Source organism: [Rhizobium] kunmingense, from assembly GCF_977018605.1.
Genome location: NZ_CDRNXG010000001.1, coordinates 360,339 through 374,081, shown reverse-complemented (window position 1 = coordinate 374,081; position 13,743 = coordinate 360,339). Strand labels below are relative to the sequence as shown.

Annotated in this window: 15 protein-coding genes and 1 tRNA gene; 8 read left to right on the top strand and 8 right to left on the bottom strand. The window is 62.0% G+C overall.

What is annotated here, in order from left to right:
• Positions 1-35 precede the first annotated feature (35 nt).
• Both AC0JZ4_RS02010 and AC0JZ4_RS02005 read right to left on the bottom strand, forming a co-directional pair.
• Positions 36-1,019 (bottom strand): acyltransferase family protein, encoded by a 984-nt coding sequence (locus tag AC0JZ4_RS02010; protein ID WP_471884792.1) that lies wholly within the window; start codon positions 1,017-1,019, stop codon positions 36-38.
• A 180-nt stretch (positions 1,020-1,199) separates the two neighbouring features.
• A tRNA-Gln gene (locus tag AC0JZ4_RS02005) sits at positions 1,200-1,273 on the bottom strand.
• Between the two features lie 269 nt (positions 1,274-1,542).
• On the opposite strand from AC0JZ4_RS02005, the gene AC0JZ4_RS02000 reads away from it, so the two are divergent.
• Both AC0JZ4_RS02000 and AC0JZ4_RS01995 read left to right on the top strand, forming a co-directional pair.
• A complete protein-coding gene (locus AC0JZ4_RS02000) occupies positions 1,543-3,231 on the top strand; it encodes a Ppx/GppA phosphatase family protein (RefSeq protein WP_471884791.1) in 1,689 nt (562 codons plus the stop codon).
• Positions 3,228-4,031 (top strand): RlmE family RNA methyltransferase, encoded by an 804-nt coding sequence (locus AC0JZ4_RS01995; protein WP_471884790.1) that lies wholly within the window; start codon positions 3,228-3,230, stop codon positions 4,029-4,031. The genes AC0JZ4_RS02000 and AC0JZ4_RS01995 overlap by 4 nt, the downstream gene beginning before the upstream one ends.
• 3 nt (positions 4,032-4,034) lie before the next feature.
• Here the strand turns inward: AC0JZ4_RS01995 and AC0JZ4_RS01990 are convergent, their stop codons facing one another.
• Positions 4,035-5,444, bottom strand: coding sequence for a DHA2 family efflux MFS transporter permease subunit (locus AC0JZ4_RS01990; protein WP_471887754.1), 1,410 nt, complete (start codon positions 5,442-5,444; stop codon positions 4,035-4,037).
• 218 nt (positions 5,445-5,662) lie between these two features.
• Here AC0JZ4_RS01990 and AC0JZ4_RS01985 point away from each other — a divergent pair, with 218 nt between their 5' ends.
• Complete coding sequence (locus AC0JZ4_RS01985) at positions 5,663-6,676, top strand: MBL fold metallo-hydrolase (protein WP_471884789.1); 1,014 nt, start codon at positions 5,663-5,665, stop codon at positions 6,674-6,676.
• 108 nt (positions 6,677-6,784) lie between these two features.
• Here AC0JZ4_RS01985 and AC0JZ4_RS01980 read toward each other — a convergent pair whose 3' ends face one another.
• Both AC0JZ4_RS01980 and AC0JZ4_RS01975 read right to left on the bottom strand, forming a co-directional pair.
• A complete protein-coding gene (locus AC0JZ4_RS01980; RefSeq protein ID WP_471884788.1) occupies positions 6,785-7,165 on the bottom strand; it encodes a helix-turn-helix domain-containing protein in 381 nt (126 codons plus the stop codon).
• Positions 7,166-7,182: 17 nt separating this feature from the next.
• Positions 7,183-7,494: a type II toxin-antitoxin system HigB family toxin gene (locus AC0JZ4_RS01975; RefSeq protein WP_471884787.1), complete on the bottom strand. Its 312-nt coding sequence runs from the start codon at positions 7,492-7,494 to the stop codon at positions 7,183-7,185.
• 292 nt (positions 7,495-7,786) lie between these two features.
• Between AC0JZ4_RS01975 and guaB the strand changes: the two genes are divergently transcribed.
• A complete protein-coding gene (guaB, locus tag AC0JZ4_RS01970) occupies positions 7,787-9,280 on the top strand; it encodes an IMP dehydrogenase (RefSeq protein ID WP_471884786.1) in 1,494 nt (497 codons plus the stop codon).
• Between the two features lie 160 nt (positions 9,281-9,440).
• Entirely contained in the window at positions 9,441-9,860 is a 420-nt protein-coding gene (locus tag AC0JZ4_RS01965) for an MAPEG family protein (RefSeq protein ID WP_471884785.1), read from the top strand.
• On the opposite strand, the gene AC0JZ4_RS01960 is transcribed toward AC0JZ4_RS01965, so the two are convergent.
• Positions 9,857-10,759 (bottom strand): LysR substrate-binding domain-containing protein, encoded by a 903-nt coding sequence (locus AC0JZ4_RS01960; RefSeq protein ID WP_471884784.1) that lies wholly within the window; start codon positions 10,757-10,759, stop codon positions 9,857-9,859. The two genes, AC0JZ4_RS01965 and AC0JZ4_RS01960, sit on opposite strands and share 4 nt — an antisense overlap.
• 144 nt (positions 10,760-10,903) lie before the next feature.
• On the opposite strand from AC0JZ4_RS01960, the gene AC0JZ4_RS01955 reads away from it, so the two are divergent.
• Together AC0JZ4_RS01955 and AC0JZ4_RS01950 are read left to right on the top strand one after the other, a co-directional pair.
• Complete coding sequence (locus AC0JZ4_RS01955; RefSeq protein ID WP_471884783.1) at positions 10,904-11,179, top strand: BrnT family toxin; 276 nt, start codon at positions 10,904-10,906, stop codon at positions 11,177-11,179.
• Positions 11,142-11,426: a BrnA antitoxin family protein gene (locus AC0JZ4_RS01950; protein WP_471884782.1), complete on the top strand. Its 285-nt coding sequence runs from the start codon at positions 11,142-11,144 to the stop codon at positions 11,424-11,426. Before AC0JZ4_RS01955 ends, AC0JZ4_RS01950 begins: the two co-directional genes overlap by 38 nt.
• 7 nt (positions 11,427-11,433) lie before the next feature.
• On the opposite strand, the gene AC0JZ4_RS01945 is transcribed toward AC0JZ4_RS01950, so the two are convergent.
• The gene (locus tag AC0JZ4_RS01945; protein WP_471884781.1) at positions 11,434-12,384 is read right to left on the bottom strand and encodes a LysR substrate-binding domain-containing protein; all 951 of its coding nucleotides are present in this window, start codon (positions 12,382-12,384) and stop codon (positions 11,434-11,436) included.
• Between the two features lie 191 nt (positions 12,385-12,575).
• On the opposite strand from AC0JZ4_RS01945, the gene AC0JZ4_RS01940 reads away from it, so the two are divergent.
• Positions 12,576-12,881 (top strand): YjiS-like domain-containing protein, encoded by a 306-nt coding sequence (locus AC0JZ4_RS01940; protein WP_471884780.1) that lies wholly within the window; start codon positions 12,576-12,578, stop codon positions 12,879-12,881.
• A gap of 149 nt (positions 12,882-13,030) precedes the next feature.
• Here AC0JZ4_RS01940 and AC0JZ4_RS01935 read toward each other — a convergent pair whose 3' ends face one another.
• A complete protein-coding gene (locus tag AC0JZ4_RS01935) occupies positions 13,031-13,714 on the bottom strand; it encodes a L,D-transpeptidase (protein ID WP_471884779.1) in 684 nt (227 codons plus the stop codon).
• Positions 13,715-13,743: the final 29 nt, after the last annotated feature.

Sequence of the window (13,743 nt, the reverse complement as noted above, 5' to 3'; positions counted from 1 at the left end):
AAGGGCCATGCGCCGGGCGCTCCGGCAGGCGCGGCTTAGACCGTCCCCATCTTCGGCCCGGCCAGCCGCTGCGAACGACGCGGGTAGAGCGACTTGAGCCAGTTGATCAACGGCTTTTCGATCATCTTGTGGATCAGGATCGAAATCACCACAGAGGCGACCACGCTGACGATGCCGGCGGTCACGCCGGGCGCCAAAAGCTTGTGCACGCAGGAAATGATCACCCCGTGCGCCAGATAGAGCGCATAGGATGCATCGCCAATCACCTTGAACGGGGCCATCAGCCGGTCGGGCCATGCGCCCGCCTTTTCCAGCCACACGCAGCCCGCAACGGCAAGAAATGCCGGCACGCCCCACGACAGCAGGCGGTAGCGCTCGTCATGCCCCATGATCTGTTCCGCCAGCGCGAAGCCCAAAAGCGCCAGCACCAACGCCGTAATCCCGGCCCGCCGTGAACCGAAGGAAAGCCTTGAGAGAACCAGGCCGGCGGCAAATTCGATCAGGAGCCCGGACGTCCACAATGTCAGAGCAGGGGTCTCGAACGAAACAAGCTGTCCGGCCAGCGCCAGCGCGCAGAGGGCAAAAAGGGTGAAGGCAAGCGGTGCGTGCAGCCAGAGGCCGATGGCAAAGACGGCATAGAAGAGCATTTCCAGGTTGAGCGTCCACCCGACCACCAGGAGCGGGGCGATCAGGTTGTCGGCGCCGGTATAGGGAATGAAGAGAAGCGATTTCCACAATTCGTCGAACGTGAATGTGAAGGTCGAAAACACCCCGGCCATGGCGCCCGCGCACATGAGAAGCGTCATCCCCCAATAGAGCGGCACGATGCGGACTATACGGTTGTAGAGGAAATGCGACGGCGTCGTACCCAGCGCGACCGTGCCCATGATGAAGCCGGAGATGACGAAGAATATATCCACCCCCGCCGCCCCGATCGCCACATTCACCAGCGGATAATGTCCGATCACCACCATCAGTGCGGCAATGGCTCTGAGCGACTGAATGGAGTCGAACTTCATTTCCTTCTCCTCAAGCCTTAACTTGAAGTCGAGGGTAAGGGAAAACGCCTGCACGACGCGAGCCGGAAGTTACGAAGTGGTTAACCGGCGCGCCATTAACGATCGCGATCGGCAGGAACCACCAGCCATGCGACAGGGCACGGCGCATGCCGGAATGCAACGGCAATAAAAAGGGAAGATTGGCTGGGGAACCTGGATTCGAACCAAGATTAACGGAGTCAGAGTCCGTCGTTCTACCGTTGAACTATTCCCCAGCAGGATCAGCCGTTTGGCCGGCTCATCGGTGTGCGGCGCTTATAACCAAACCTTTGCGACTTGCAAATACCTTTTTTGCAAAAAAATCATTTGCTTTGAAAAGTGACGATCCGCTGCCTTCCGGGCGGTGCCGCAGCCTTGCATCCGGCTGTCCGAAAAAGGCATTGGCGAATGGCCCCGTCGCTGTTATCCTTGAGCCAACGAAACAATCAGACGCTGCAGCGTGCCTTTGCAAAGGTTGTGCGCGGCGAAATGGATAGAACGACCCATGGACCCCGATAGCGGCGCTAAGCCGCCAGAAGGCGGGGCGACGGCGGCTCATGGCGGGGCAGGCAAGCCTCCTCGCCGCAGGAAGGGGAAGCGCGGCGGCAAGAACCGCAATGCGTCTTCCCATAACCATGCGCCACCGGCTCTTGAAGCCGATAAAGCCGCGCGCCCCGAGACCACCCAGGATCAGCCTGCGCGCAAGCGCAAGCGCAGACGGTCGCGCTCCGGTGCCAGGCCGGGCGATGCTGCGAGCAATCCTGCCAATGCAGTTTCCGGTTCGGGTTCCGCATCTGCGGCCGGCCGTCAGGCGGGCGAGGCGCGGTCGTCCGATGGCGCAGCTTCGGATATCCACCCGCACGCCGGCGCCGCGCGGGCGGGCGGTGCTGCGGCCGGAGCATCCGGGACTTCCGCCAATACCACTGCAAAGGGCCGCAATCGGCGCAAGAAGAACCGCGCTGGCCGCGGTCTTCAGGGGCGTCCTCTCACCCAGGCCAAGGGTGTCAACGCCAAGGGCGGGCTTGCGAAGGGCGGCCTGACCGGCGGCGTGTCGCAGCCGGCACTGGCACGCGGTATCTCCTCGCATTCGGTCGATCGTAACGGCGGTGTCGCCGTTTCCGGAATGCCGGCCGTCGATACGGCGCTCGGCTTCCATGACGATCTCTACGCCGCACTCGACCTCGGTACCAACAATTGCCGCCTGCTGATCGCCCAGCCGACACGGCCCGGTCATTTCCGCGTCGTCGATGCCTTCTCGCGCATCGTCAGGCTCGGCGAGGGGCTGGCTGCGACCGGCCGGCTGTCGGCCGATGCCATGGACCGGGCGGTCGAGGCGCTGCGCGTCTGCGCCTCCAAGCTTGCCTCGCGGCCGATCCGCAAGATGCGGCTGATCGCCACCGAGGCCTGCCGCGCGGCGGAAAACGGCGAGGAATTCCTTGCCCGCGTCACGGCCGAAACGGGTCTCGAACTTGAAATCATCGACCGCGAGACCGAAGCCCGGTTGGCGGTTTCCGGCTGCTCTTCGCTGATCGGCCGTGAGGCGCGCTCTATCGTGCTTTTCGATATCGGCGGTGGCTCCTCGGAAATCGCCGTCATCAATATCAACGACAACCGCTCCTCGCGGCTTGCCAATCACATCACCCACTGGACCTCGCTCCCCGTCGGCGTGGTGACGCTCTCGGAGCGCCATGGCGGCCGCGATGTCACGCCCGATGTCTTCGAGGCGATGGTTTGTGAAGTCGAGGGCATGCTGTCGAAATTCGATTGCCCGCCGATCGCCTCGGCCAAGCGCAGTCTGGATCACGATTTCCACCTGATCGGCACGTCCGGTACGGTCACGACGCTTGCCGGCGTGCATCTCGATCTGCCGCGCTATGACCGGCGACGGGTGGATGGATTATGGCTGTCGGATGCGGAAGTCACGGCCATGCAGGCCAAGCTTTTGTCCTGGGATTTTGCCGGCCGCGCCGCAAATCCCTGCATCGGGCCGGATCGCGCAGACCTGGTTCTCGCCGGCTGCGCCATTCTGGAGGCGATCCGCAGGCGCTGGCCGTCGAACCGCATGCGTGTGGCCGATCGTGGCCTGCGCGAGGGGCTTTTGACAGATATGATGGCCGATGACGGTGTCTGGCGGCGGGCACGTTCGCGCAAGCAGGCGCATGGCAGTTCCGAAGAAGGTTTGAGACGGCGATGACGAAACCACCGGTCGGCATTAACAGGACGGGCAGAAAGCTTGGCCAGAAGGTCAAGAAGGGCAAGCTGAAGGCGTCGTCTCGCCGTTGGCTCGAGCGCCATATCAACGATCCTTACGTCCAGCGGGCAAAGCTCGAAGGATACCGCGCCCGCGCGGCCTTCAAGCTGCTGGAGATCGACGAAAAGCACCAGATCCTCAAGGGCGCGCGCCGCATCATCGATTTGGGCGCGGCGCCCGGCAGCTGGTCGCAGATCGCCGCCAAGGTGACCAATTCGACCGACGAGGATCCGCGCGTCGCCGCCATCGACTTCCTCGAGGTCGATCCGCTTCCGGGCGTAAAAATCCTGCAGCTCGATTTCCTTGATGACAGCGCCCCGGCACTGCTTAAGGAAGCGATCGGCGGCACGCCCAACCTTGTCCTCTCCGACATGGCGGCGCCGACGACCGGCCACCACCGCACCGATCACCTGCGCACCATGCATCTTTGCGAAGTGGCAGCCCATTTCGCCATCGAGGTTCTGGCCGAGGGCGGTCACTTCCTGGCCAAGACCTTCCAGGGCGGCACGGAAAAGGATCTGCTCGACCTTCTGAAGAGGAATTTCAAGCAGGTCGTGCACGTCAAGCCCGCCTCGTCGCGGCAGGAATCGGTCGAAATGTTCCTGCTCGCCAAGCACTTCAAGGGTCGCCGGAACGCCGAGTCGGCAGAGGGCGCCGAGAGTGACGCCGAAGAGGATTTCCGCGGTGAAGAGCTTGCCGATGCAGATCGCGCCGGCGAAAATCTGGCTGGCGAAAAGGGCTGATCCCTATTCTCCGGCTTCCGGCCGCGCCTCGATCTTCGTCGCGCGGTGGCCGGAGACGGATGTTCCCGTCAACGGGTCCAGCCGGAAGATCGGGATGATCGAGAAAAGCGACACCGCCGCCACGATGAAGAAGGCGAGGTGGAAGTCGTCGAGTTCCAGATGCCCGCCGGAGCTTAAGGCCGACATTTCGAGGATGAAGGCGGAAAATGCCACGCCGAGCGCAAGGCTCACCTGCTGCATCGCCGATGCCATCGAGGTCGCCTGGCTGGCCTGTGCATCGGAAATCTCCGAATAGCTCATCGCATTGGCGCCGGTGAAGAACAGCGAGCGGAACAGGCCGGCAACGAGCAGCGATCCGATGATGTAGATATGCGGCGTCTCGGGCGTGAAGAACCCGTTCACTGCCGTCATCGCAGTTCCCAGAAGCCCGGCAGCCAGGAGCGCCGTGCGGAACCCGACAAAGGCGAACACCCGCCGTGCCACGAATTTCACGGTCAGCGCCCCGATCGCGCCGGCAAAGGTGATGAGGCCCGACTGGAACGGGTTGAGCCCGAAACCGAGCTGCAGCATCAGCGGCATCAGGAAGGGGATGGCGCCGGTGGCGATGCGAAACAGGGTGCTGCCCGTCGTTGCGGCCCGAAAAGCCCGGTCGTTGAAGATCTTCAGGTTGAGGATCGGGTGCGGGTGCCGCCTTGCATGCCGCACATAGAGAAAGCAGGCCGCAAACCCGAGTAACGTGGCGCTGATCCCCAACGCGGGCGGCAGCGCCGGCAGGCCGATGACCGAAAGCCCGAAAACGACACCGGAGGCGGCAACCGAGGTGAGCAGGAAGCCGACCCAGTCGAGCCGTGACGTTTCCATCGGCGGCATGTCCGGCAGGTGGATCCCGGTCAGGTAAAGCCCGATCAGGCCGATCGGCACGTTGATGATGAAGATCCAGTGCCAGGAAAAATAGGTGGTGATGAAGCCGCCGAGCGGCGGGCCGGTCAGCGGCCCGACAAGGGCAGGGATGGTCAGAAGCGCCATGGCCGAGACGAGATCGCGGCGTTCGGTGGTGCGCAACAGCACCAGACGCCCGACCGGCGTCATCATCGCGCCGCCCATGCCCTGCAGGAAGCGCGACAGGACGAACTGGACCACCGAATCCGAAATCGCACACAGGATAGAACCGACGATGAAGACGCAGATCGCCAGCCGGAAGATCTTCTTCGCGCCGAACTTGTCCGACATCCAGCCGCTGATCGGGATGAACATTGCAAGCGCCACCATATAGGAGGTAAGCGCCAGTTTCAGCGTGATCGGGCTGACACCCAGATCGGCGGCAATCGTCGGCAGTGCTGTGGCGATCACCGTCGAATCCATCTGTTCCATGAACAGCGCGACGGCGAGGATGAGCGGAATGATGCGGTTCATGGAAACGGATGACATTCGGCTTGGGGCCCCGACAAGAATGCCATCCCCTGTAAACCTCAAGGCCGCCCGTGCCAATGCACGTATCGTCTTTATTGCCCTCTTGTGGCCGCGTCTCACGTCTGCGTGAACATCTGCTTTTCTGGCGTGATGATCGTCAACTTTTCGCAACCGGGCGCTAAGTTGACGCATCTGATATGTCGATTGCAAGGGAGCGGGCCATGGCCGGAACGACGGGAACGGGCATCGGAAGAAGAACATTGCTGGGAACTGCGGGCATGACCATGCTGGCCGCACCGGCGATCATCTCAAACCGGGCGGCCTTCGCCCAGGATACGAGCAAAGCGAGCAGTGATTTGGCCATCGACCGTGTCACCCCACCGGATATTCACAAGTTCAAGGTCGGCTCCTTCGACGTCCTCGTCGTCAAGGATGGCGCCCGCGCCTCAGGCACGCCGAACGAGACCTTCGGCACCGATCAGTCGGCAGAGACCGTCGGCGCGTTGCTGTCGGAAAACTTCCTGCCGGCGGACCAGTTCGTCAACGCGTTTTCGCCGACGCTGATCGATACCGGCAGCGAGGTCATCCTCTTCGATACCGGTTTCGGCAAGGCCGGCCGCGCCATGGGTGCGGGCCGTCTGATCGAGGGCATGGCCGCTGCGGGCTACATGCCGGCGGATGTCACAAAGGTCGTGCTGACCCACCTTCATGGCGACCATATCGGCGGCCTGATGGAAGACGGCAAGCCGGCTTTCGAGAATGCCAGCTATATCACCGGTCAGACGGAATATGACTTCTGGGTCGATACCGCCCGCGCCGGCACGGGCGCCGAAGGCAATCACAAGGCCGTGCTCGCCAGTGTCCAGCCGCTCGCCGAAAAGATGACCTTCATCGGCGAGAGCGGCGAAGTCGCCCCTGGCATCACCGGCATGCTGGCCGCCGGCCACACGCCCGGCATGATGATCTTCAACGTCGAATCGGGCGGCAAGCGGCTGATCCTGACGGCCGATACGGCAAACCACTTCGTTCTCTCGCTGCAGCGCCCGGATTGGGAAGTGCGCTTCGACATGGACAAGGCGGCCGCCGCTGCAACCCGAAAGAAGGTCTTCGACATGATCGCCACCGACAAGGTCGCCTTCCTCGGCTATCACATGCCGTTCCCGGCCGTCGGTTATGCGGAGAAGCAGGAAACCGGCTACCGTTTCGTACCGAAGAGCTATCAGTTCGACATCTGATCTGTTGGGTGACATGCTGTGAAACGACCAAAGCCACCCGCGCGGGTGGCCTCGGTCTTTTTGTTTTCTCAGCAAGACGCGGCGCCACCGCACTGATGAACTTTCGCCTCAGGCGGAACCGCCACTTATCAAGGCTGCCGGTGGAATGTTCCACTCCTTGGCGAGTTTTCTAATCTGTTCGAGATTGATTTCCCGCTTTCCGTTGAGAAGATCCGCTGCCCGCGCCTTCGAGCCGATGACGGCCACAAGGTCGGCTCTCGTGTAGTTATTGGCGGCCATGACCGATTTAACGACCTCGATCGGGCTCGCGTCCGGGATCGGGTAATGCCTGGCTTCATATTGCTCGATCAGCAACACGAGTGCATCGAAATGCGCGGCTTCGTCCGTCCCTTCCGCAGGTTCTCTTTCGAAATACGGTCGCACTTCCTGGAGTGCTGCCTTATATTCGGCCTCGTTCTGCAGGGTGCGAAAGGACTTGAGGTTCAGCATGTCGATCTCCCTGTCTCTCAAAGCTCGCCTACGTTGATCGCATCATACTGCGTATGCGTGCCGACAAAAAGTACGTAGATGCGCTTGGAGCGAAACGCCACCAGACCCACGATGCGATATTTGTTGCCGCCGACATCGAAGATTACTTTGTTGCCTGCCACCATGTCCGCCGAATTGAAGGTCTTCTTCAACTCCGCGAAATTGCTCCATGTGGCCTTTGAAGCCGTCGCATACCATTCTGTCATCGCAGCCTGAGCGGCCTGCCGTGGAGCGCCACTCGGCAAACTGCTCCAGAAGTTCACCAGCGCGGATTTGGCGATGACGTTCATTCGCTTTCCATGCAGCAAGTTCCCAAATCGGAAACAATCGGAGGTATGGGAACTTCGAGCGGCAGACAGGGTACTGTCGCCTGATCCGGGAGGGCCCACAATGCGAAATGTTTGCCCACGCCATGAGCTATGCAATCCCGGAGGGTCTCCCCTCCGGGATTTTTCTATTTCCTTCCTGTCATGATCGTGTTACCAGCCCTCGCCAACTTCCAAGCATTTCTTGCAGAAGCAACCGGACAGGGACTTTGCCCTTTTCCGGCGGATTCTGCCTATTCAAACGAAGGAACTGGCAATGGCACGGATCGTAATCTCGGCAACCGGCGCGGAAGCGCTTACTTTTGACGATGTGCTCCTCCAGCCGGGACACTCGGAAATCATGCCGGGCCAGACCAATATCTCCACCCGCATCGCCAAGGATATCGACCTCACCCTGCCGATCCTGTCGTCGGCAATGGACACGGTCACCGAAAGCCGTCTGGCGATCGCCATGGCGCAGTCGGGCGGCATGGGCGTCATCCACCGCAACCTCACGCCGGTCGAACAGGCCGAAGAGGTTCGCCAGGTGAAGAAGTTCGAAAGCGGCATGGTCGTCAACCCGGTCACGATCGGCCCTGATGCGACGCTCGCCGAAGCCCTTTCGCTGATGAAGTCGCATGGCATTTCCGGTATTCCGGTCGTCGAGAACGGCGGCCGTCCGGGCCGCCTCGTCGGCATCCTGACCAACCGCGACGTTCGCTTCGCCTCCGACCCGTCGCAGAAGATCTTCGAACTGATGACGAAGGACAACCTCATCACCGTCAAGGACGGTGTCGAGCAGTCCGAAGCCAAGCGTCTTCTTCATTCGCACCGCATCGAAAAGCTTCTTGTCGTCGACAATGACGGCCGCTGCGTCGGCCTCATCACCGTCAAGGACATCGAGAAGTCGCAGCTCAACCCGAATGCCGCCAAGGATGCGCAGGGCCGCCTGCGTGTTGCTGCCGCCATCTCCACCGGTGAAGACGGCCGCGAGCGCGCCGAGCGCCTGATCGATGCAGGCGTCGACGTCATCGTCGTCGATACCGCCCACGGCCATTCCCAGAAGGTTCTCGATGCCGTTGCCGAAGTGAAGAAGATGTCGAATGCCATCCGCATCATCGCCGGCAATGTCGCGACGTCGGAAGGCACGAAGGCGCTGATCGATTACGGCGCAGACTGCATCAAGGTCGGCATCGGTCCGGGTTCGATCTGCACCACCCGCGTCGTTGCCGGTGTCGGCGTGCCGCAGCTGGCCGCCGTAATGGCCGCCGTCGAGGAAGGCAACAAGCACGGTATCCCGATCATCGCCGATGGTGGCCTGAAATTCTCCGGCGACGTTGCCAAGGCGATTGCCGCCGGCGCATCGGCCGTCATGGTCGGCTCGCTGCTGGCCGGCACCGACGAAAGCCCGGGCGAAGTCTACCTCTACCAGGGCCGCTCGTTCAAAGCCTATCGTGGCATGGGCTCCGTCGGCGCCATGGCGCGTGGCTCGGCAGACCGCTACTTCCAGGCGGAAGTGCGCGACACGCTGAAGCTCGTGCCGGAAGGCATCGAGGGCCAGGTTCCCTACAAGGGCCCGGTCTCGGCCGTGCTGCACCAGCTGGCCGGCGGCCTCAAGGCGGCCATGGGCTATGTCGGCGGTAAGGACATCAAGGACTTCCAGGAGAAGGCCACCTTCGTGCGCATCTCCGGCGCCGGCCTTCGCGAAAGCCACCCGCATGGCGTGACGATCACCCGCGAAAGCCCCAACTATCCGGGCGTCAGCTCGTAACGGTCCCAAAAGACCGTCGCAACAGAAAGCCGGGCCGCCAAAGCGGTCCGGCTTTTCCATTTGTGATCCGGGCCGAACCCTTTATGCGTAGATCAAGGGAAATAGAGCACTGTGCGTCCATTCGAATGCACAGCGTTTCTAAAATGCTTCGGGAGGAAACATGCTGTCCACCAATGCCACGCTCTGGCCGATGATCGCCCATGCGGCGCTCGTCTTCTTCCTTTACTGGCTGCTTTCGAGAAGACGCTTCGCCGCCGTCAGATCCGGCAGTGCGCAAGCCGGCCAGTTCCGGGAAAACCTGACCGAGCCGGCGGAAAGCCTGTTGGTCAACAACAACATCCGCAACCAGTTCGAGCTTCCGGTCCTGTTCCATGCCGTCAGCCTGACGCTCTATGCATCGACAGCCGATAACTGGGGCACGGTCGCGCTCGGCTGGCTCTTCGTCGCCTCTCGCTATGCCCATTCCTACGTCCATCTGACCAGCAACCGGCTGCGTTACCGTCGTCCGTTGTTCATGGCGGGCTTCTTCACGCTGATGCTGATGTGGGTCTGGCAGGTCGTCTGGCTGGCACTCAACTAGGCGCCTGTTGCAACCGGCGCGACGGCGACCACGGCCTGGCCGAGCGCCGCCATGTCGTCGCATCGGCCGCTGGATCTGCGCCAGATCAGCCCGATCTCGCGCGCAGGGACCGGCTCGGCAAACGGCACGATTCTGAGGTTGTTGCGTACCGTCTCCGATGGCAGGGCTATCTCGGGGATCAGCGTCATCCCCATGTCGTGCGAGACCATCTGCAACAGCGTCGCCATCGATGTGGCGCCGAAATTGACGAGGCTGCGTTTGCCGGCCGTACCGCAGACGGCCAGCGCCTGGTCGCGCAGGCAATGGCCTTCCTCCAGCAGCAGCAGCCGGTCGGCATCCACCTGGTTTTCACTGAGTGGCGAGGTCAGCACATCGCGGTCGTTCTTTGCCATCGCCATGAAGAAGCGGTCGGCAAACAGCGATGTCACCGCGATATTCTCCGCCTCCACAGGCAAGGCCGCGATCACTGCATCGAGCCGGCCGTCGGCAAGCTCGGCCATCAGCCTGTCGGTCACCGCCTCCTTCAGCTCGATCTCGATTGCCGGATAGGCCGTTCGCAGATGCGGCACGAGGCGCGGCACCAGATAGGGGGCGACGGTGGGGATGATGCCGATGCGGATAAGCCCGGACAGCACGCCGCCCCTGTCGCGCGCCGCTTCCTTCAGCTGTTCCACTTCGCCGAGAATGATGCGGATACGCCGCAGCACATCCTCCCCCTTCGGCGTCAAAAGCACGCCGGCGCGGTTGCGCTCCACAAGCTTCGTGCCGAGATTGTCTTCCATTTCCATGATCTGGGTGGAAAGCGCCGGCTGGCTGACATGCACCATCGCCGCCGCCTTGCCGAAATGCCGCGTGGCGGCCAGCGCCTCGAAATAGCGCATCTGGCGAAGTGTCAGCATGATAGGTTTATCCGATCGGAGGTGGCTTTGTGTGCGACCCTAAATTATGATCTCTGGTTCTCGCGTCAACCGTAAACTGGCCTTGTGTGTGTACGCTTTCGGTGTACGATTTGATCGCACGAGCTTGGGTAGGCGGGGGCGACCGTGGAGTTCGAATGGGATGAGGCGAAGCGTCAGCAGGTTCTGGGCGAGCGGGGAGTGGATATCCTCCACGCCGCATTGATCTTCGAGCGGTCTGTCACCGTAAGGGTGGACGACCGGGCCGACTACGGTGAACTTCGTCACATTGCATTGGGAATGGTCGATGACGAGTGCTTCGTCGTCGTGTTCACCGATCGCGGCAACGTCCGGCGACTCATAACAGCCTGGAAAGGAGGTCGAGATGAGCGATCAAGATATCAGAAAAGCCTCTCTGGCTGAGCTGAGAGCGATGAAGGATGCCGGCAAGCTAGGCACCGGGAGCTCGGCATCAGCGGTAGAGGATCTCGGAGCTGACTTCTGGGACAAGGCTGAGCTTGTTCATCCCGAGAAGCGCTCGGTGCATTTGAAGGTCGACCGCGAGGTATTCGATTTCTTCTACGAGGATAGTAACGGGAAGGGGCATCTGACGAAGATGCAGAATGTCCTGCGCGCCTATGTCTCCGCGCGCAAGGCCGGCGCGGGATAGATACGCTTCACCACCCCGTCGTCACCAACTGGCCCGAACGGGCGCGTGCCTGACGCCCGCCTTTGGCATCGCCGTCCAGATCGTCCGGAACCGCCGCCGGCGAGATGTTGTCGAGGCAGGCGGTGATGTGGTCGGTGATGGCGTTCATCAGCGAAGGCGAAAGACCGGGCCGTTTCATCAGGCCGATCTGAACCGGCGGCAGCGGCGGAAAGCCGTCGGCGGAAGACAGCACGCGCATGCCGGGGCGCAGCGCCGATTCCGGCAGGACCGAAACCGCCATGCCGGTCATCACGGCGGCGGCGACCACGGTCGCCGACCAGCTGGTGAACAGAACCTGATATTCCCGCCCATCCGCATCGAGCGCCGAACAGGCAAGCTGCCGCCACAGACAGTCGCGTCGCCCAAGCGCCAGTGGCACCGGCGCGTCGTCCTTCAGCGGATGGTTGGCCGATGCCACCCAGCAGAGCGGCTCGGTCCGCACCACGTCGGAAATCCGCTGCCGCGGGTTATGTGTCACGAGCGCGATATCCAGCTCGCCCCGCGCCATCTTCTCGGCAAGGCTCATCGAGGGCTCGCAGACGATGTAAAGCTCGACATTCGGATGCGTCTTAGCAAACCGGCCGATGATTTCCGGCATGTAGCGGTCGGCATAATCGTCCGGTGTACCGATGCGGATCGTACCTTCAAGCCGGTTGTCGTCGAAGGCGGCGATCGCCTCGTTGTTGAGGCGGATGATGCGCCTTGCATAGTTCATCAGCTTCTCGCCCTCGGCGGTCAGCCGGTTGCCGCGGCCATCCTTGGCAAACAGCTGCTTGCCGATCCGCTCCTCCAGCCTGCGCATCTGCATCGAAACGGCAGATTGCGTCTTGAAGACCCGGTCTGCCGCCTTGGTGAAGCTGCCGGTATCGATGATCGCGATGAAAGTATGCAACTGGTCGATATCGAGGGGAGCGGACATGGGCGCAATCCATCAGTGAAGTTGATAATCATCATTAGAAACATTCGTTGGACTGATCAATACGTTTCGCCGATAACGTGTGCAAATCTGAAAAGCAAAAGCGCCTCCAAGGAAGCGCCGTTGTCTTACCGTCGTCCCGTTCGCTACCGCGGCGGGAGACGCCTGACCGTGCCCGATGAAAGGATATCGCGATGAGCACGACCGAATGCGGAACCGAATTCAAGCTTGCAGCAGGCCCGGCGATTGCCTCGGCCGGCGTGGTAGGGACGAGCGTCGTGGCTCGCCTCAAATCCGCATGGCGCGCTCTCCGCAATCGCATCGCGTCCCAGGGCTTGTCGCAAATGGATGATCGGATGCTTGACGATATCGGACTTAGCCGCCGCGATGTCGTCGCCGCGCTCGATCATTCCGGCACGTTCGACGACCCGTCCAGGCTTCTGGCCGGGGCCGCGACACAGCGTGCCCGCACGCGGTTCCAGCGCTCCGCCAGACGCTGACCGCGTGCCTCATTGAGGATCTGAAGTTTTCCCCGCAGGGTGATAGCCAATAGCCCTGCCTCTTGCCCGGCCGGACGATCCGCGCCGGGCCTTTTTATGTCTGCAGACAGGGCCGGAGGCGTGCGAAACGCCTCCGGTTCATGGCAGTGTCAGCCGCCGAAGATGGTGCGGAAGATGTCGATGCCGCGGTCCCTGAAGGCGACGTCTCCGGGCTTCGAGCCGGGGCCGATGACGACGACCTTGGTGCCGACGGGCGCGCGTGAATACAGATGCTCGACATCCTTGTTCATCATGCGGATGCAGCCGGAGGACAGGTTGAGGCCGATCGACCATGGCTGGTTGGTGCCATGAATGCGGAAGATCGTGTCGCGGCCGCCCTTGTAGAGATAGAGCGCACGAGCGCCGAGCGGGTTTTCCGGGCCGCCCTGCATGACGACGGGAAGCTTGATGCCGCGGCGTGCCTCGCGGGCGCGCATTTCGGCCGGCGGCGTCCATGTCGGCCATTCCGCCTTGCGGCCGACCTTCACCTCGCCCGACCAGCCGAACCCTTCACGCCCGACGCCGATGCCGTAACGCGTCGCGCGGTTGCGGCCCTCGACATAGTAGAGGAACTTGTTGTTGGTATCGACGATGATCGTGCCCGGCGCCTCGTTGGTGGTGAACCGAACGCTGCGGCGCTGATACTTGGCCGGTACCTCGCGGTTGCGCATCTTCGGCGCGACATCGCTTGCGGTCGTCTGCGCCTGGGCGCTCGCTGTGTTCACAGGTACCGTGGTGGTGGCGACTGCAAACATCACGCCGGCCAACGCCAGCAACAATTTACGCGATTTCATCCTTACCCCTCGTTCAACTGAAACTATAA